This is a genomic window from Domibacillus epiphyticus (assembly GCF_001975785.1).
In the GTDB taxonomy this organism is placed as follows: Bacteria; Bacillota; Bacilli; order Bacillales; family Domibacillaceae; genus Domibacillus; species Domibacillus epiphyticus.
Genome location: NZ_MSFI01000011.1, coordinates 1 through 17722, shown reverse-complemented (window position 1 = coordinate 17722; position 17722 = coordinate 1). Strand labels below are relative to the sequence as shown.

General features: G+C 38.2%; 18 protein-coding genes. 6 read left to right on the top strand and 12 right to left on the bottom strand.

Translation table 11 applies throughout. The annotated features are described in order from the left end of the window. Positions 1–46 precede the first annotated feature (46 nt). The 4 genes from BTO28_RS07710 to BTO28_RS07695 all read right to left on the bottom strand — a co-directional run bounded on the left by BTO28_RS07710 (position 47) and on the right by BTO28_RS07695 (position 5098). Positions 47–988: a DMT family transporter gene (locus tag BTO28_RS07710; RefSeq protein WP_076764967.1), complete on the bottom strand. Its 942-nt coding sequence runs from the start codon at positions 986–988 to the stop codon at positions 47–49. Between the two features lie 45 nt (positions 989–1033). After that, positions 1034–1960: a DMT family transporter gene (locus BTO28_RS07705; protein WP_076764966.1), complete on the bottom strand. Its 927-nt coding sequence runs from the start codon at positions 1958–1960 to the stop codon at positions 1034–1036. Positions 1961–2063: 103 nt separating this feature from the next. Continuing rightward, on the bottom strand, positions 2064–3077 hold the full coding sequence (locus BTO28_RS07700) for a TAXI family TRAP transporter solute-binding subunit (protein ID WP_076764965.1): 1014 nt from the start codon (positions 3075–3077) through the stop codon (positions 2064–2066). A gap of 38 nt (positions 3078–3115) precedes the next feature. Next, a complete protein-coding gene (locus tag BTO28_RS07695; protein WP_083711384.1) occupies positions 3116–5098 on the bottom strand; it encodes a TRAP transporter permease in 1983 nt (660 codons plus the stop codon). Positions 5099–5609: 511 nt separating this feature from the next. On the opposite strand from BTO28_RS07695, the gene BTO28_RS07690 reads away from it, so the two are divergent. Continuing rightward, positions 5610–6905, top strand: coding sequence for an SLC13 family permease (locus tag BTO28_RS07690; RefSeq protein WP_076764964.1), 1296 nt, complete (start codon positions 5610–5612; stop codon positions 6903–6905). A 589-nt stretch (positions 6906–7494) separates the two neighbouring features. Here BTO28_RS07690 and BTO28_RS07685 read toward each other — a convergent pair. From BTO28_RS07685 to BTO28_RS07670, 4 genes are all read right to left on the bottom strand, one after another. After that, positions 7495–8526, bottom strand: a complete 1032-nt coding sequence (locus BTO28_RS07685) for an FUSC family protein (protein ID WP_076764963.1) — start codon at positions 8524–8526, stop codon at positions 7495–7497. Between the two features lie 150 nt (positions 8527–8676). After that, the gene (cotJC, locus tag BTO28_RS07680) at positions 8677–9246 is read right to left on the bottom strand and encodes a spore coat protein CotJC (RefSeq protein WP_076764962.1); all 570 of its coding nucleotides are present in this window, start codon (positions 9244–9246) and stop codon (positions 8677–8679) included. Positions 9247–9271: 25 nt separating this feature from the next. Further along, positions 9272–9535: a spore coat protein CotJB gene (locus BTO28_RS07675; protein ID WP_076764961.1), complete on the bottom strand. Its 264-nt coding sequence runs from the start codon at positions 9533–9535 to the stop codon at positions 9272–9274. Further along, positions 9528–9776: a spore coat associated protein CotJA gene (locus BTO28_RS07670; protein ID WP_076764960.1), complete on the bottom strand. Its 249-nt coding sequence runs from the start codon at positions 9774–9776 to the stop codon at positions 9528–9530. Before BTO28_RS07670 ends, BTO28_RS07675 begins: the two co-directional genes overlap by 8 nt. Positions 9777–9943: 167 nt before the next feature. On the opposite strand from BTO28_RS07670, the gene BTO28_RS07665 reads away from it, so the two are divergent. After that, a complete protein-coding gene (locus BTO28_RS07665) occupies positions 9944–10537 on the top strand; it encodes a YitT family protein (RefSeq protein ID WP_076764959.1) in 594 nt (197 codons plus the stop codon). Positions 10538–10759: 222 nt separating this feature from the next. Here BTO28_RS07665 and BTO28_RS07660 read toward each other — a convergent pair whose 3' ends face one another. Together BTO28_RS07660 and BTO28_RS07655 are read right to left on the bottom strand one after the other, a co-directional pair. After that, entirely contained in the window at positions 10760–12112 is a 1353-nt protein-coding gene (locus tag BTO28_RS07660; protein WP_076764958.1) for an MATE family efflux transporter, read from the bottom strand. Positions 12113–12278: 166 nt separating this feature from the next. After that, positions 12279–12863, bottom strand: coding sequence for a spore coat protein (locus tag BTO28_RS07655; protein WP_076764957.1), 585 nt, complete (start codon positions 12861–12863; stop codon positions 12279–12281). A 300-nt stretch (positions 12864–13163) separates the two neighbouring features. On the opposite strand from BTO28_RS07655, the gene BTO28_RS07650 reads away from it, so the two are divergent. Next, on the top strand, positions 13164–13532 hold the full coding sequence (locus tag BTO28_RS07650) for a cytochrome-c oxidase (protein ID WP_076764956.1): 369 nt from the start codon (positions 13164–13166) through the stop codon (positions 13530–13532). Between the two features lie 173 nt (positions 13533–13705). Further along, positions 13706–14578, top strand: coding sequence for an STAS domain-containing protein (locus tag BTO28_RS07645; RefSeq protein WP_076764955.1), 873 nt, complete (start codon positions 13706–13708; stop codon positions 14576–14578). 240 nt (positions 14579–14818) lie between these two features. On the opposite strand, the gene BTO28_RS07640 is transcribed toward BTO28_RS07645, so the two are convergent. Next, positions 14819–15586 carry a PAS domain S-box protein gene (locus BTO28_RS07640; protein ID WP_076764954.1) on the bottom strand — a complete coding sequence of 256 codons (768 nt, stop codon included), beginning with the start codon at positions 15584–15586 and terminating at the stop codon, positions 14819–14821. A gap of 232 nt (positions 15587–15818) precedes the next feature. Between BTO28_RS07640 and cdaS the strand changes: the two genes are divergently transcribed. Beyond that, the gene (cdaS, locus tag BTO28_RS07635; RefSeq protein WP_076764953.1) at positions 15819–16442 is read left to right on the top strand and encodes a sporulation-specific diadenylate cyclase CdaS; all 624 of its coding nucleotides are present in this window, start codon (positions 15819–15821) and stop codon (positions 16440–16442) included. A gap of 189 nt (positions 16443–16631) precedes the next feature. Here cdaS and BTO28_RS07630 read toward each other — a convergent pair whose 3' ends face one another. After that, on the bottom strand, positions 16632–17060 hold the full coding sequence (locus BTO28_RS07630) for a hypothetical protein (RefSeq protein WP_076764952.1): 429 nt from the start codon (positions 17058–17060) through the stop codon (positions 16632–16634). Positions 17061–17382: 322 nt separating this feature from the next. On the opposite strand from BTO28_RS07630, the gene BTO28_RS07625 reads away from it, so the two are divergent. Beyond that, a complete protein-coding gene (locus tag BTO28_RS07625) occupies positions 17383–17622 on the top strand; it encodes a hypothetical protein (protein ID WP_076764951.1) in 240 nt (79 codons plus the stop codon). Positions 17623–17722: the final 100 nt, after the last annotated feature.

Sequence of the window (17722 nt, the reverse complement as noted above, 5' to 3'; positions counted from 1 at the left end):
TACCGCAAAAATCAAAAGAAAAACAATAATCACACAATTTAATAGACTACAAGACAACCGCCACTAAACCACCTAACACTAAACCAATGCCCAATATAGTTCTAAATGTAATTCCCTCCTGATTTTTAAAGAGGAAATAGCTGACTGGAGTCACGATAATCGGCGTAGAGAGTGTTATGAGATTTGCGACAGAAATAGGAATATAGCGCATGGATGCGATCACAGAAATTTGTGCGGAAATCGTAATAATCCCACTGATAACATAAAGCCACACACCGGTCTTATCTGCTTCTTTTACCTGCCGCCAAAAATGCCGTTTATTTTTGCTTGTAGCGGCGTGAAGAGTAAAACCAAGTAATGCCCCTAATGCCCCTCCTAAAATGGGTTGGTCCCAATTGATGATAGCCGCACCTCTGACAACATTGCCGATCGCATACGAGAAAGAGCTAAGGAGAGCGACAAGAACGCCGGATTGTATAACCCCTTTTAATGATAAATCTGGGTATGGCTGAATACTTAATAATTTATTTTGCTGCGCGATTTCTTTTTTTAAAGCTTTTTGAGGAGTATAGGACACCATGAATAATCCAAATAGTATTAAAATGATAGAAAATAAATCCCTCGCGGTTAACTGCTCATTTAGAAACAACCAGGCAATAATTGTCGTAAAGATCGGATTTGTCACCTGGAACGCACTTGCTCTGGTAGGTCCCAGCTTCTGTATCGTTTCAAAGAAAAACCATCTTCCTAAATATGTGCCAAATAAGCCCGCCAGTAAAAAAAGAAAAAAGCCCTTTGTATGCCAGGCTAAATCCCCTGCTTCAAAAAAGAAAACCTGGATAAAAAAAAGAAAAAATGCAAATAAAACATTGACACCCACCGAGATAAGAAAACCAAGATTTAAATTTAATCGGGCTATCGCCACTTTTGTCAATATAATATTCGCAGAAAACAGAATCATCGACAACAGAGCAAGCATTTCTCCCATTTTTCATCCTCCTTTCTCTACTATGAATTACCTTTACACGTAGATTTACCTGACTTTCACCATAATGTTTTTAGGCGCAAATTCTTTCTTCTTTAATGATGAAACTAAAACACCGATAAAGACCAGTACTCCGCCAACGATTTGCGGAGCGGTAATTCTCTCTCCAATTACGAAGAAGGCGATCAACGTGCCAAAAACCGGAGTTAAGTTCATAAAGATTGACGACCTTGATGGGCCGATTAAAGCAACAGCACGATTCCACAATATAAATGAACAAACGGAGGGGAAAATCCCTAAATAGAAAAGAGCCGTCCATTCTGCGAATTCAATCTTCTCAATTGGAAAAAACAACAATTCAATAATGGATGCTGGAATCATTAACATAAAACCGATAAAAAGGCTGTATCCAAAAATTCCGAGAGAAGACATTTTTTTTGATGCATCCCGTACTAAAACGGAATATAAGGCCCACATCATAACACCCAGCAGCATGATCAAATCCCCCACATTAAATTGAAGAGAAAGCAGCCGCTCAATAGATCCCTGTGTGATAACAATCATAACACCTGTCATCGAAAGAATAATGGATAAAGCATACTTCCAGCTTATTTTTTCACCGATCAAAAAGTAAGAGAATAAGAAGATAAATAAAGGGCTTGTGCTATTCAGCAAACTGCCATTGATCGCTGTTGTGTAATTTAAGGCCCAGTAACTAAATAAGTTATACCCAATCACACCAGAAATGGATAGAATGAATAGTATTTTTACATTTTTTCTAGCTTCATGAGCTTCTCTTTTTAAGAGTGGAAATAGAAAAGGCAACACAATGAACAAAGAAATCGCCAAGCGGATAAATGAGATTGTTACAGGAGGAATTGAGCCTGCTAAATACTTTCCCGCTACCGCATTTCCACCCCAAAATAGAGTGCTGAAGATTAATAGAATATACGCATTGTTTAGCAGTTTTTGCATCTCTTTTCCTCCTTGTGACAATCATACTGTTCCATAATATAAGCGTGTATACCAGTTTCAGTTTCTGAACTTTTTAAGATTATAACAGCTCTATCTCTTTATTTTACTTTAAAATACCAACTTCTTTGTAAAATTTTTCAGCTCCAGGATGTAAAGGGGCACCTGTAAGGTCCGTAATGGTCTCTTTCGTTATATCTTTAAATGATTGATGCACTGAGTATAAATAATCTAATTGCTCATACATCGACTTTGTTACTTCGTACACGACTTCTTCCGAAACATCTGTACTTGACACTAAAACAGTGTCAATCGCGAATGTTGGCACATCTTCTTTTACGAATGGGTAAGTTCCTGCTTTAATGGTATAAGGTTTGGCAGCTAATTTCTCTTCCGCTTCTTTCACCGCTTCTTCTGATATGGGCAGGAGTTTAATCGGTGTATTGGTGCTCAGTTCAACAAGGTTGCCAGCAGGTGTTGGCAATGGAGAGATCGTGCCATCCAATTTTTTATCTTTGATTTGGTCGTTTGACTTGCTTGGAGCGATAAACTGAATTTTCCCGCCATTTTTTTGAATATCTTCGTAACTTGTTCCATAGCTTTCAAGTACGATACGATTAGACATTTCCATCGGAGAATCTTTTGTATTGACAGATGCAATGAATGGTATTTTTTCTTTAGTAATTTGCTCGATTGATTCTATCCCTGACGATTCACTGACAATAAAGTGATAGGGCATGGCATGCAGAAATGCGACAGTACGCAATTTTTCAACCTTTTTAGGATATGGCTTTTCTCCTTCATATGCCCATTTCACAGCAGCAGAACTAACAATGCCAAAATCTGCCTGATTGGAATCGACGGTGATAATGTTCGCTCCATCTTGTCCTGGCTGATACGTAAAAGTAGCCCCTTCATGTGTACGTTTAATGGTTTCCCCGATTCCTTCACCGATCGTGCTCCACAAGCCGCCTGCTGATCCTCCTGCAATCGTCACTTTTAAATTCCCATCACCTGTTGAAGATTCTTGTGTCCCTTCCTCCGCGGTGTTGCCGCACCCTGCTAAAAAAACCGCAGAAGACATAAGAGCAATCATGCTTTGAAGAAATCTTTTTTTCATATAAATTCTCCTATTCCTTTTTGTTTTTTCATTACTTTTTAACTGGAGATTTTTTGACTGTTTTCGTTTTCATCCAACGCAATTTCTTTTACCGCAGGAAGTTTTCCAGCATCTTTAAAGTCTTTCACTAGCGCTGGGAATTTTGTACCGAGAATAAGAGTTACCCCAATTAAGCCGATAATGCTGCTTGTAAACTCCGGATAAATCATTAGGATTCCGCTTATCGTAACGATTGCTCTTTCCCATCCTTTTAGTATTTTACCGAACCATCCTTCTAAACCGGCAGCTAATGCAATAACACCAGCTACTGCCAGGAGTGTCGCTATCACAATATTTTGACTGGAACCAATTAGCAATAAAGAAGGATCATAGACAAACATGTATGGAATAATAAACGCTACTAATCCTAATCTGCAAGCTAAAAACCCTATCCTCATCGGATTTGCGTCTGCAATTGCTGCAGCCGCATAAGCCGCTACTGCAACAGGCGGTGTAATAGCTGATAAACAAGCATAATAAAGAATAAACATGTGAGCCTGCATCATATCAATTCCAACCTCAATCATAATGGGAGCCGCTAGTACAGCGGTTAATACATATGCGGCCGGTGTAGGCATACCCATACCAAATACTATGCAAACAAGCATCGTCACAACCATGGTCATGAAAACGCTTCCCCCCGAGGCGGCATGGATCAAACTCGAAAATTTCCCGCCAAGACCCGTTACTTGAATAATACCGGCTACTACTCCCGCTGCAGCACACACCGCTACTAATGGAGAAATTCGTGTTGTTGTTTCAACCATTGTGTCAAACAATTTTCGGGGTGTTAATCTTGTTTCCTTCTTAAAATAGCTGACAATGATCGTTGCAATGGAAGCGGCAATGGCACCAAGAACGGGTGTAAATCCTTGTTCAAGAAAAACAATAAGCACAATAATCGGGATTATAAACTGGCCCATCGATTTCATGACGCCCCTTACAGTAGGAAGCGTTTCATCATCATATCCAGCCATTTTTAATTTTTTAGCTTGAAAATGCACCTGGCTAAAAATAGCTAAGTAATACAGCAGCCCTGGAATTAAGGCAGCGAGGGCGATCGATGTGTATGAAATCCCAGTCATTTCCGCCATCAGAAAAGCCGCTGATCCCATAACAGGCGGTAGTATACTGCCTCCTGTCGCTGCTGTTGCTTCAATTGCACCTGCATATGTTCCCGAATACCCAACTTTCTTCATTGATGGAATCGTGAAAGAACCTGTTGTTGCTACATCGGCTGTTGGACTACCAGAAATGGAACCATACAGTCCACTGGAAATGACGGCTACTTTTGCAGGCCCTCCCGCCACACGGCCCGTTATCGCTTTTGAAAGAGCATAAAAGAAGTCGCCCCCGCCGGAAGCATTAAATAAATTGCCAAATAATACAAAAAAGAAAACATAAGTGGCTGCAACAGTTGCAATTGAGCCATATACACCATTAACTGTATAAGCCATTTGGTCAACGATTTGCATGAGGTTATATTGTTCGTGACCGAAAGGACCGGAAATGTGATGCCCAAAGAATGCATAGATAACTAAAGCGCTTACAATAAAGAGCATTCCGGCACCTAATGTCCTCCTTGTTACTTCAAATACAATAAGAAGCAAGACAGTGCCAATGATTAATTCAGTGGAGCTTAAAGGATCGGCTAAAGGCCATCGCGTAAGGAAACGCTCCGCATTTACAATCATAAAAATGCCGATTCCTATCAAGGCTAATGATATCGCTATATCATAAAAAGGGATTTTTTTATCCTTTTTGTTCGAACTGAAAGAAAAAACTATAAACGTAATAGCTAACATAAAAGTAATAAAAATTGCATTGTGCAAGAACGGATCCATCGATGAAAACAGGACGACATAAAATTGAAAAATAGTGATTGCGATAATAAGACAGATGATTAGCTTTTTGATTAAACCATCAGGTTCTCGAGTAGCACCGGTACTAAAAAGTGCACCAAGCAATGACTTCATTTTCATGGGTAACGTTTCCTCCTTTTTTAATAATAGAATTTTTAAACTATTCAAAATTCATAATAAGCGAATAATATTCACTATACAACTAAGCAGTTCTTCTATAAGCAACAATTTGAATTATTTCACATTTACTTTACTAAATGAATAATTTGTCCTATTTCATCACTTGCAATGGTTCTTCCCTTTTAGTCATTCACTACTTTTTTCTTTAATTTTATAAAAATAAAGGAAGCAGGAAACCATTGTTGAATCTTATGGAGGATGAATGATCGTATAAGTTTTCTTTCTAAAAAATCCTAAAAATTTATCTTGTTGCATATAAAAGAATAGAAGTGTTGTATAGAAGACAAATATCCCTTACCTTATAATCTAAATACTCAAAATACTATTTGGTGTTTAAAAAAGAGGAGGTTAATAAGGTTAATCATGTAGTCAATGGTTTATTTTTGTAAGCGTTAACAATGTTTTTTAGTGTTTATTTACTGTTTTGCATACTATTAATGAGGGGGATATCATGAGTATAGAAATCATTGCAATTCTAGTTCTTCTGATTATTTTTGTCATTGGTGCTTCCTTGCCGATCAATATTGGGATTCTGGGATTTGTCGCATCATTCCTCGTTGGTGCAGTCATTAGTGGTCTTAGTTATGATGAGATTTATAGCGTGTTTCCAGTAGAACTGTTTATCTTTATCGCGGGAATTACTTATTTATTCGCCATTATCCAGAAAAGTGGTGTCGTAGATTTAATTGCTGATGCTGGCCTGCGTTTAGTAAATGGAAATCTTGGATTGGTCCCCTGGCTCATGTTTACATTAAGCTTAGTACTGGCAAGTGTTGGGACATATGGAATTGCAGTTGTTTCTCTCTTAGGCCCCATCGGATTAAAAATAGCTTATAAATATAAGATCAGCCCGTTAATGATGAGTATCATGATTATCACGGGGATGCAGGCGGGTTCCTTCTCCCCATTAAATGTCTTTGGTATCATTGTGAACGGTGGTATGCAATCAAGAGATTTGGCACATTCTCCTGCACTGCTTTTAGTGAATTGCTTTATTTATTTTGGGCTGGTTGCCATGATCGCATATGTACTTTTCGGTGGACATCGATTTTTAAAAAATCAGCCGTCTACTCTTGGATTGATCGCTTCTTCTGCAGAAATGATGCATTCAGGTAATAACGAGCCTGCACAAAAACGAAACAAAGAGTTTGATACGTATAAATTAGTTTGTCTTGCAGCGATCGTTGTCTTAGGCGTTTTATCTCTTGGGTTCGATGTGAATATTGGTTTTGCGGCCATTATAATCGGATTACTACTTGCTTTGATTGCCCCGAATAAACAAGGGAATGTGATAAAAGAATTACCATGGGGTGTTATTTTTCTAGTAATGGGTATTGTCACATATGTGGGAGTAATGGAGAAAATCGGTGTATTAAGCTATGTAACCGGTTTAATCGCGGACATGGGTAATCCTGTCATCGCAACTCTAACCGTTTCGTATGTAGGTGGGATTGTGTCGGCATTTGCCTCTACAACGGGTTTTTTAGCATCTATTATTCCAATTGGAGCTCCGCTTATACAGCATCCAGACCTTTCGTCCATCAATGTTATATCAGCGATTGCAGCATCATCGAGTATTGTTGACTTAAGTCCGCTTTCTTCTGCGGGAGCATTGTTACTTGCGAATGTGCAAGGGATAAAGGAAAGAGTATTTTTCCGTCAACTCCTGATCACAACTGGTGTCTTCATTCTCCTTGGACCCGGACTCGCATGGCTTCTTTTTGTCGTCATTGGAATGCCATGGTAGATACACTGCTTTATGAAAAAACCATTCCCCGTTTAAATACGATGAATGATTAATCAGTTTTCAATTCTGTTTATTTCGGGTATAATGAATAATGATCAGCATAAGCTAAAAAAGCCGTCGATGCTGGACACATCGAAACGGCGATAACAATAGCAGGTTCCCAATATGGGGATCAGCGCAACAGCAGCAGTTTAAAACCGCCCGAGCTCGCTAAAACTCAAGGGCGGTTTTATTTTTTCTTATGGAATGACAGAATTGAAACAATTAAACCCGCGAAAGCAATTGCGAACATTAACGATTCAAAAACCGTCATCGGCATCACCCCCTTCTCCGTAAACTGTTGTGTTATACAGAGGAGTGCGCCGACCACCCTTGAGAAACCAATTCTATTGTTTATTTATTATACCACACTTACGCACGTCAGTTCGTATATTATTTTAATTAGTATAGTAGACCTAATTAATTTCCTGAAAATCAGGAAATTTTTAAAGTTTTATCTGTTGATTTTGTCTTTACGATATACTACTGAAAATGATGGGAAAACAAAAAGAGAGTGTTTCTTACTTGAAAACTCTCTTTTCTACATTTATCATTTGTTTCTTATTTTATAATATTGTTCAATTAATTGATTTAGGCGCCGTAAATGAAACGAGTATTCAACAATAGAAGAAGCGATCACGAGCAACCGCATTTTTTTATCTTTATTTTCGTTATACCGTACCATTGTTTGTTCGAAAAACGCCCCGCTCTTGATCATGATATCTTTTTCAATATCATTGTCCTGTTCCTTTATTTTTCCTTCGTACTTTAATAACAGATATTCATGATATTTTGTCAACTGTTCGAGGTGAGTGTCAAAGAGCTGATCCTCTTCTTCATCTGCCTTGCTCTGGAAATAATGCTCCTCTATGTTTTCTAACACTTCTTCTCCTTGCTGAAGTGTTTTTAACATTTGTTTAAACACAACGATTTCCCTCACGTCCAATAGATGCAGTTTAGCCATTTTCCCTCTTTCTTCATCAAACATTTTATACTGGTCTTCCAGCTTTTGAATGTCATTCCTTAACGTTTTCGCAAGCTCCTGAAAAGAAGTTTCCGTCATTTCATTTGAGACAGCCGTTCGAAGCAGCAATGATACTTTCTGGAAAACAGACTGTACTTTTTCTAAGTAATTCTTTTTGTATTTCGGTGGTAAAATCAAAAGATTGACAAGTAATGCTGATCCAATTCCAACTAGAATGATAACAAAACGGTTTAGTGTAAAAGAAAAGTCTTCATTGCCAGGTGCACTCATAATCGCCAGCACGGTAACGAGGGTAAGCGGAATCGTACTTTCCATTTTCATTTTTAAGCTTATGGAAATAACCAGCATCATAATGATTCCGATAATAATCGGGTTATCCCCTAAAAAGTGAATGGAAAAAAGTGCGATAGATGCACCAATTGTATTCGTTATGATCTGATCAAGCAAATGTCTCCATGTTCGATATATAGATGGCTGAATGGTAAAGACAGCAGCCACACCCGCTATAACAGCAGGCTCCAAATCGAAGATATAACATATGTATAACGCTAATGTAACAGCAATCCCTGTTTTTAGTACACGCGGTCCTAAAGTCATCAATCACCAATCTCCAATCTCCAATCTTTTCTTCAATATAACAAAGACACCTCCACTTGATTTTAGTGAAAGTGCCTAAATAAATAAAGATATAAGTATAATACGTTGAAAAAATATATCTGACTACCGTTTAATGTTTTTCATTCCTAATTAAAATATCTTTTTACGATCGCGCTCTTCTTTTAAAATTTCTACCGCCTCCCTGAAACGCTGGGAGTGGACAACTTCTCGTTCTCTTAAGAAACGAAGGGAATCATTTAAGTCGGGATCATCAGACAAATCGATGAGCCATTGATAGGTCGCTCTTGCTTTTTCTTCCGCCGCAATATCTTCATATAAATCAGCGATCGGGTCTCCTTTTGCCTGAATATAGGCAGCGGTAAACGGGACACCTGCCGCGTTTTCGTAATACAGCGCACTGTCATGGGATGCATAGTGCTCACTAAGTCCCGCATCCCTTAGCTGCTGGGGCGTCGCGTCTTTTGTCAGTTTATAGATCATCGTTGCAATCATTTCAAGATGGGCAAACTCTTCCGTTCCAATGTCTGTTAATAAACCGATTACTTTTTCAGGAATTGTATAGCGCTGATTTAAGTATCGGAGAGCAGCTGCAAGTTCCCCGTCTGCTCCACCATACTGCTCCATTAAATATTTTGCCAAAGTGGGATTGCAAGTACTTACTTTCACTGGATATTGAAGTTTCTTCTCATATTTCCACATGGTATTCCCACCTTTTCCCGATTCTTTAAACTTCCCAAGGCCAGGGACTTCTGTTCCATTGCCAGTAATCTGGTATTTGATTAATACTGCCAAGCTCCAAAGGTCCAAATTGGGATTCGAATGTACGTTTGAGCTGCTTGGAATATTGAGCGTATTGATTATATTGCTCAATGGCCTGCGCATCAGTCGGATGGGTATCTAAATATAACACTAACTCAACAAGTACAAAGTCGGCGGTCTGAATCTCCTCCAATTGTTGATAGTATTCAATCGGCATTGTTTTAGCCATGTCCCCTACCCGCTCCTTTTTTATAAGGGTTCTCATAAAAATCATAAAAAGTTGGCCATAACGTTCCACATTTTAATGCTTCTTCAGGTGGGAATTGAGGAAGATTTGGCGGCTGAAACCCTACATATAAGTTCGGCGGTGTTGAATAGTATTTACGGCCAATTGGAGGACAAGGATCACAAGGACCATGAAAAGGGACGTAAGACTTCCGTTTCGTAAACGTCTTTGGGTTAGTTTTCATTTTTTTCTCCTCACTGAAAGATTTACTGTATCATCCTATACACTTCTGGATCATATATGACCAATTAATTCTTTTTCTTTATAGGCCCCAACAGCTTTTTTGTTTTTAAGTCAACATTGAGACAAGTCTTTCATATATTTTCCTATAACGTGTAAAGGTGGGAAAACATGCCCTTTGTACATAAAACGATCTCCATCATTATCGGAAGTCTTCTTCTTGGGATTGGCGTGAATGTTTTTCTCGTTCCATATGAATTATTGGATGGGGGGACAATCGGGGTTGGTTTAATCGTTCACTATTTGACGGGGATCAAAATCGGATTTGTCGTTATCATGATGAGCATCCCTATTTTTCTAATCGCTTGGTTTTACAATCGATCTTATTTTTATAACAGTCTTCATGGAATGATGTTTTCCTCTTTCATGATTGATGTGTTATATCCAATCCATACTTTCGGAAATGATTTGTATTTCTCCCCATTTACTAATGCTCTGCTCGGCGGGATATTTGTTGGTTCGGGGATTGGTACGATGCTGCGGTACGATACAAGTATTGGAGGAACAGACCTGTTTGGCCAGATGGTTGCGAAACACCTTAAAGTAAACCCGGGGATTATTATATTTATTATTGATTTTTTTATCATCAGTATCGGCAGTATTGTGTTTTCAATTGGTTCTCTGTTGTTATGCTTAATGACTGTCATTTGCGTAGGATTCATGACCAGTCTGATCAGCAGAAAAAATAGACAAGTAAACCACTAAAGGAAACCCCTGCAGATAACATTTCTGCGGGAGATTCCTTTAGAATTTCAACTTTTCGATTGCAGGAGAGTTGAAAAACGATAAAAAAGAGGCTGCAAGAAAAACGTTAAAACAGATACAAGTAAAAAAATCTCATCTAAAAGGTTATTTAGCAGTTGGCAGCAAGTTAATCATCTCCCTGTCGAGATAACATTTTTTGATAATTTTAAGATGACAAGAACTTTATTTCTCATTGTTATTTCGTTTCTTAAATAATTCACATGATTTCCAATTCCCGAATCGGTAATAAGAAATAGCGAAAATACTGCTGATCATAAAGCTGACACCCATCCCGTATGCGATGCCTTTTTCCCCTATCCATTCCGCAAACAAAAACGTGAGCGGGTAGCGGAGTACCCAAAATGAAATGATATTCAGCAAAAGGATCTGAAGCATTGCTCCTGAAGCTCGGACAATTCCGTTTAAGACAAAATTAATCCCTAGGAAAGGATAAAAAAAGGCAATAAGGAGAATATATTGAGCTCCGAATGTAACCGCTTCGGGATCAGAAATAAATAGACGAATGCTTTTTTCTGCAAAGAAAACTATCCCAATAGCCGCCGCCAGCATAATCACTGTATTTAATATAACCGCGTAAAAGGCAATCCTATGTACCCGTTTCCACTGTCCGGCTGCTATGTTTTGGCCCGCTATGCTGTTGACGGCAGTCCCGATCGCATGAGCGGGCAGCATTAAAAGGCTGTCAAGCCGTTGTGCAGCCCCGAATCCAGCAGTTGCATCGTTTCCAAACGATGTTACGACACTCATAATTGCGGCCATTCCGGCAGAAATGGCCATCATTTGAAAACCGGCCGGGATCCCTTGATTTAATATGAGCATTACCTCTTCGCGTTTTGGGATAAAAGGAATGGAAAACGGGATCAGTTTTTCACGGATGCTGACAATTAGCCCGTATAGGAAAGCGGCCCCTTGGGAAACGATAGTCGCATAGGCGGCTCCATCAATCCCCCATTGAAATGTGTGAATGAATAGAGGATCAAGCACCGCATTTAACAAAAGCGCCATCACAACGAATCGAATTGGTGTTTTACTGTTACCGAGCGCCCGGAAAACGGTGCCGATAAAGTTATAGCCAAATAAAAAAAGAATCCCGATAAAATTAATTTGCAAATAGCTGACCGCATCCGAAATCATTGCTTCCGGGGTGCCGAGGATCCTCAATAGCCAATCAGACAAGAAAAAACCAACTAATCCTAGTGCTATTGACATCCCTGTCAAACAAACCGTAAACGCATTAACATATCGTTTTAGACGAATCGGTTCATCCCTTCCCTTTAACTGCGAAAGGATGGTTAATGCTGCATTGTTAATCCCAAGTATCAATGACAAGACAGTAAAGAGAACCGTACTGGAGACGGCAACTGCCCCAAGCGCATTCGCTCCGATTAAATTCCCCACCCAAAAGCTGTCGATCAGCTGATATGATACTTGCAGAAGGTTTGTCAATAAAATAGGCGCGGAAAACACTAGCAGCTGCCTCCATATATTTCCGCTCGTAAAATCATGATGCTTCATCGACATTCTCCTCAATCCACCTAATATATACCTTATGTACATTATAAACTTTTTTCGTGAGTTTTTGATTATGATGAAAAAGTGACCAATAAATCCTTTACTCTATATTGATGTATTCAATAGAAAAAAACCCGCTGTCTTCATGACATGCGGGTCAGAGTTATTATTAACTAGTAGCTGTTGTGCCTGTAGCGGGAGCGTAGGACTGCTTCATTTGCTGCATGTCAGTAACCGGCAGCTGCGGAACCTGGTAGAAGCGGTTTTTATTTTGATATAGGGAGATTTCATACGCCATTTCAATGCAGTTTGGAACTGAGTCTGCAAGGACACGGCGTACCACTGGATTTGATGCTTCTAGTGCAGCATAGGTTTTAAGAGCTGCCAGCGATTTAACACAACTAAGCATAAATCCGGAAATATGCTCGTCACTAATTTCTGTTTCATTTTGAATTGGTTTTTTAGGCTGAGACGGCGTAAGGCCGTAAATAATTTGATTGTCCTGCTGCATCATGTAACTTTGTGTTGGTACTGCCGGATCTTGTCCCGTATGGAAACAGTCTACTGTTGTATTGTATTCCTGTTGCATAAATTGATATTGACGATCGAGAATGTCAAGAAGTTCTTGATCCTGTACAATAGGTCGAAGCATTGTGTATTGATTCATTGCACCAATTGACGCTGATAGTACTTCGTGAACATCCAAAATTTCATGCGCTCCATGATTAAACTGTGGTGAAGTGTTTCGCTGCATTATATTCTCCTCCTAAAAAGAATGTCGTACGGATTTAGTGTGCAACATCCATTCTTTTTTATTCAAAGGGTGTGATTGTCAAGATGTTCTTTTTTAATGTACTGTCGATATTTGCAATGAGGATCTTAACGTAAGAATTAATTAAGAAAAGAAAAAATCCACATTGATACATCCAGTAAACTTTATCAAAAAATAATGTTCTGAATTAGCGCCCAATTATGAATCAAATCGGTCTTTGTTCCTTTATAGGTGATTATACTGATAATGTACCATTGAAATCATTTATAAGGAGGGGTTGAGTTGGGAAGAATCTATCTTAAAGTTTCAGTCGTGTATTTTTCAATTGGTGTACTTCTCGGACTTACCATGGGTATTATTCATGATTTCCGCCTGACTTCCGTTCATGCGCATCTTAATTTGCTTGGCTGGGTTTCAATGGCGCTTTTTGGACTTATTTATCATTTTTATCCTTCAGCAGCAAACACACAAATCGCTAAATTACAATTTTGGCTCCATAACATTGGGGTTCCTGTTATGATGACGGCAATTGGTATTCAAATCTGGACGGGAGAAGCCACGCTTGTTTCTGTAGCGGTCATTGGCTCTATTCTCGTCGTCATAGGTGTCCTGTTATTTGCTTTGAACCTCTTCAAACAAGTGGATTCATAATGCAGGCTCCCTCTATTATAGGCACATTTATTTTCATCACTTTTAAGCCCTGCCATTTTTAAATAGTGCTCCCAAAACATTTGAAAAAACACTTATCTTTTCCCCCATGAATTATCGAATGGTATGATAGACGAAGAAAATGAAATCGTGACAACAGAAGTGAGGATTTTGATATGAAAATTGAAACTGAGTGCAGCCGTTTGACAGCATCAACATTCGACGATTTTAATGAGGCGGCAGTGAGAGTACTACAAATGATGGCAAAATTTCTTGACCTCAATACGCTCTTTATTGCACGAAACGACGGTCAAACGAACCAGATTATTAAAGTGTTGAACAAAGATGAGGAACTTGTTTCAGAAGGTGACACACTTCCATTCGCAGAAAGTTACTGTAAATTAAGTGTCGATCATGGACAGGGCATTCTCATCATTCCGGATGTAAACAACAATGAAATGACGTGCGAGATGAATGTGACGAAACATTTAGGCGGGGGCTCATTTATCGCTATCCCCATTTATTATCAGGATGGTCAAAATTACGGAACAATTTGCGGATTAGATACGAAGAATAAAGAATTCACAAATGAGCATATTCAATTGTTTGAAACAATGTCAGCTCTTCTTTCGTATGTGCTCGAATTAGATTATACAAATCAGCAGCTGCAAAATACAGGAGCACCGGTTGTTCCAATTACAAAAGGAGTAGCCATTCTTCCGGTGATAGGAGACATCGATGAGAGTCGAGCGGAAAGTATTATTCAAACCGCCCTTTTTAAAAGTCAAGATTTGTCGCTTGACTATTTAGTTATTGATTTGTCTGGCATCATGTATATAAACGAAACCGTCATTGCTTCATTATTAAAAATCACTTCCATTATAAAATTAATTGGCGTGAGACCGATCTTAACTGGTTTCCGTCCCGACCTTTCCATGAAAGCTGTTCAAATAAATGCTGATTTGCAAGACATCATGATTAAAGCGAACCTGGAGCAGGCATTAAATGAAATTGGATTTGTGTTGAAAAGCGAACAACCCCGGTCATGAAGCAAACGGGGTTGTTTTTTCTATTAAACCAACTCTCTTTTTTGTTCATGTTTACATAAATTTCTTCGGTTCTGGCATTACAGTGCCCCTTCGTCTAATCTGAAGATATCAATATAAATAATGCTCATTCTCTATCAAGTTTGAATAAAAACTACTCTATAAATTTTGAAAAATTTCTTTATACGATAGCGGCTCATAAACAACATCACCTGCTATTCATTCAAAAACTTTGAGACTTCGCTATCCTTTAACACCAAAAAGTTCATGTAAGGCTTGCTGTACAGTACCAAATATTTTTATTAAGGATAAGTCCATTCCGAGCTCTACTACACTGCGGGCAACGTCAGGTCTTACTCCCGTTACAATAGAGCGAACGCCGAGCAAACCAAGTACGCCGCTCGTTCTAAACAGACAGTCGATGACCGTTGCATCAAGTTTGTAGATGCCTGAAAAATCACTAATTAACGTATGGACATTCTGTTCATGTACTTTTAAAGGTACATGTTCTAAAATATACTCCGCTCTTTCATCATTAATAGAACCCACTAAGGGCATAACAGCAACCCCTTCTAAAATTGGGAGGACTGGAGCTGAGAGTGCGGTAATGTCTTTTGACACTTTTTCAAGAGTTCTTTCGGTTTCTTTACGGTGCGTTATATCTCTTACAACAGATAGAATTGCTTTTTCACCATCATAAATGACAGGCGTACAATTTGTTTCTACTTCAACAAGCGTACGATCAAACCGTTTTAATTTTTTTTCGATCATTCCGGTAGGTATATTTTCTTCAAGAGCGGATTGAATGTGCTTCTCTACCAGCTTTCTGTATTTCTCAGGTATGATGTCGAATACAGGTGTCCCAATAACTTCCTCACTAGAAGCAGCTCGTAAAAAATTTACTCCTGCCGGGTTTATGTACATGATTTTCTCGTTTTGTTGAATAATAATTGCATCTCCGGAAGATTCAACAATTTGTCGATATATTTCCTCGTCCGTATTTTTTTTCATGAAATTCCCGCACTCCTATACTAAAATCTATAACTTTTTATTCCATACTAACATTAAATCTCTTATAATACTTTGAATTTGCTTTAGCAAGAAATAACCGTTCCTAAACAAAAGGAAAAAATGTTGAATATTTGGCAAAAAGCATGGTACGGAAATTTCTGGGCATTAATAAAAAAAATAAAGAAATAAAAGAATGGTAATGGACGAATAATTGAAACGAGGTGTCCTATTTATGCAGCAAAGAAACTGCGACTTTTCACCATTAAAACAACAATTAATAAAAGGACATGAGGATATTTCATTTGATATAAATAAGGGAATAAAAACATTAAAAACTGAAGGGAATTGTGTGTTAGGTAAACTGGAGGATCTCAAAGACAAATTTGAAAAAGTAGAAACGATGGCAGCATCTTTTTATTTAAACTGTTATTTATCCCCCTATACTGATAAATACTTAGATATCTCTACTTGTATTCAGCATCTCTCTAATCAAAGACATGGGGCATTAATTGTGATCGAGCGAAATGATGAATTGGAATCATTCCTTCGAGCCGGTATTCCTATTGGTGCAGCATTGACACATTCATTATTGGAATCCATTTTTTATCCTAGGAACCCTCTTCATGATGGTGCTGTATTAGTTCGTACAAATCAAATATATTCTGCAGCAAATATTCTTCCTTTATCTAACAAAGGGGCGGGTGAAAAGAAATTAGGGACCCGTCACCGTTCAGCATTAGGGTTATCTGAAAAAAGTGATGCGCTTGTTCTGGTTGTGTCTGAAGAGACAGGAAGAGTTTCTTTTGCAGTAGATGGAAGAATTTACCCGATCATTACATCAAGCTCATTAGTTTGACAATCCATTGTCCCCTCGATTAACTTGATTCTTACAATGATTACACAAACGGGAACTATCAGTATCCCAAGGTTTTATCCGCGTAAAAAAACCGCCAAGTGACTTGGCGGTTTTAATAAACTTTAGGTGTTGATCCTGAAAATAAACACAGAACATATTACTCTTATTTGAAACGATTAGCCTCTCGGATTAGTATACACTTTTTTCTTTCTTATCTTTGAAAAAGATGAAAATCTTTCGAATGACTGCGATTAAAACGACAATGGCTAGTACGTTGATTAATAAGCCTAGAATAGAACCTAATACGCCCATATTTCCAAAAAGACTGCCAAAAAGTAATCCAGCAAGTCCACCTAACATTAGACCTTTCATTAGACCACTTGACATAAATCCGCCTTTAGCATTTGTGTTAGGAGATTTATTTGATGTTGTAGTGTCTTCCTTTTTATCTTGGAAATTTGAATTGTTGTTTGTACTATTGTTAATGCTGTTAAAGTTTTTACTGCTTGACTTAGAAGACCTTGCTTCCGCTGTTGTTGAATGATCTTGGAAAACCATGTTTCCAACTGGCGAAAAAACAATCACTGTCGTAAGTAAAGCGGCTAATATTCTTTTCATTTTAATCCTCCATTAATTTAAAAATGATTCTTACCCCCTCCAGTATAGCATTTTATTTGATGCTATACATCACTTGAAATTGAACTTTGTGTTTCATTTTATAAAAAGGATAGCCTAAGAGACCGACTTGTCTTTGTTTAATGACCTTTAAAGCATCGAGCTGACGTCTTAGAATAGTTCCAAAGTTACGTTTATGCTGAGAATCATAGTGGAATACCTAAGTAGGGATGTAATAGTGAAATGGTATAAAAAACCGCTTTCGTGCAACAATAAGTTGTTCCCCTTAATATTAAACACTACTTATTTTTAGGAGGCATATATTATGAACATTAATACAGTTGAACAAATCAAAAAATATTATGGGATGGAAAAGAATAAGGAACATCTTATACAATTGATGAAGCAAGGTGATTTCCTAAAATGCTGTGAGGACAAAGGGTATATCTATGCAGTGAAAATCGGTGAAAATAAGGGGATGGATGTGATGTTGAAAGTAGCGTTGAAAAACAATGAAGTTGAGATCATGTCCGTTTTCGAACAACAACAAATTGGTGCGGCTTAACACGAGGGCACTGAAAAAGTCCATATAGTAAAAAAGCCAGGTATTATTCGATTCAATCGCCGAATGCCTGGCTTTTCTTTTATAATGAGATTAATACATA

Coding starts and splice junctions, on each gene's coding strand:
- BTO28_RS07710 (WP_076764967.1), bottom strand. CDS start 988: ATGGGAGAAATGCTTGCTCTGTTGTCGATGATTCTGTTTTCTGCGAAT.
- BTO28_RS07705 (WP_076764966.1), bottom strand. CDS start 1,960: ATGCAAAAACTGCTAAACAATGCGTATATTCTATTAATCTTCAGCACT.
- BTO28_RS07700 (WP_076764965.1), bottom strand. CDS start 3,077: ATGAAAAAAAGATTTCTTCAAAGCATGATTGCTCTTATGTCTTCTGCG.
- BTO28_RS07690 (WP_076764964.1), top strand. CDS start 5,610: ATGAGTATAGAAATCATTGCAATTCTAGTTCTTCTGATTATTTTTGTC.
- BTO28_RS07630 (WP_076764952.1), bottom strand. CDS start 17,060: ATGAAAAGAATATTAGCCGCTTTACTTACGACAGTGATTGTTTTTTCG.
- BTO28_RS07645 (WP_076764955.1), top strand. CDS start 13,706: ATGAAAATTGAAACTGAGTGCAGCCGTTTGACAGCATCAACATTCGAC.
- BTO28_RS07640 (WP_076764954.1), bottom strand. CDS start 15,586: ATGAAAAAAAATACGGACGAGGAAATATATCGACAAATTGTTGAATCT.
- BTO28_RS07665 (WP_076764959.1), top strand. CDS start 9,944: ATGCCCTTTGTACATAAAACGATCTCCATCATTATCGGAAGTCTTCTT.
- BTO28_RS07695 (WP_083711384.1), bottom strand. CDS start 5,098: ATGAAAATGAAGTCATTGCTTGGTGCACTTTTTAGTACCGGTGCTACT.
- cotJC (WP_076764962.1), bottom strand. CDS start 9,246: ATGTGGAAATATGAGAAGAAACTTCAATATCCAGTGAAAGTAAGTACT.
- BTO28_RS07685 (WP_076764963.1), bottom strand. CDS start 8,526: ATGACTTTAGGACCGCGTGTACTAAAAACAGGGATTGCTGTTACATTA.
- BTO28_RS07655 (WP_076764957.1), bottom strand. CDS start 12,863: ATGCAGCGAAACACTTCACCACAGTTTAATCATGGAGCGCATGAAATT.
- BTO28_RS07675 (WP_076764961.1), bottom strand. CDS start 9,535: ATGGCTAAAACAATGCCGATTGAATACTATCAACAATTGGAGGAGATT.
- BTO28_RS07670 (WP_076764960.1), bottom strand. CDS start 9,776: ATGAAAACTAACCCAAAGACGTTTACGAAACGGAAGTCTTACGTCCCT.
- cdaS (WP_076764953.1), top strand. CDS start 15,819: ATGCAGCAAAGAAACTGCGACTTTTCACCATTAAAACAACAATTAATA.
- BTO28_RS07625 (WP_076764951.1), top strand. CDS start 17,383: ATGAACATTAATACAGTTGAACAAATCAAAAAATATTATGGGATGGAA.
- BTO28_RS07660 (WP_076764958.1), bottom strand. CDS start 12,112: ATGAAGCATCATGATTTTACGAGCGGAAATATATGGAGGCAGCTGCTA.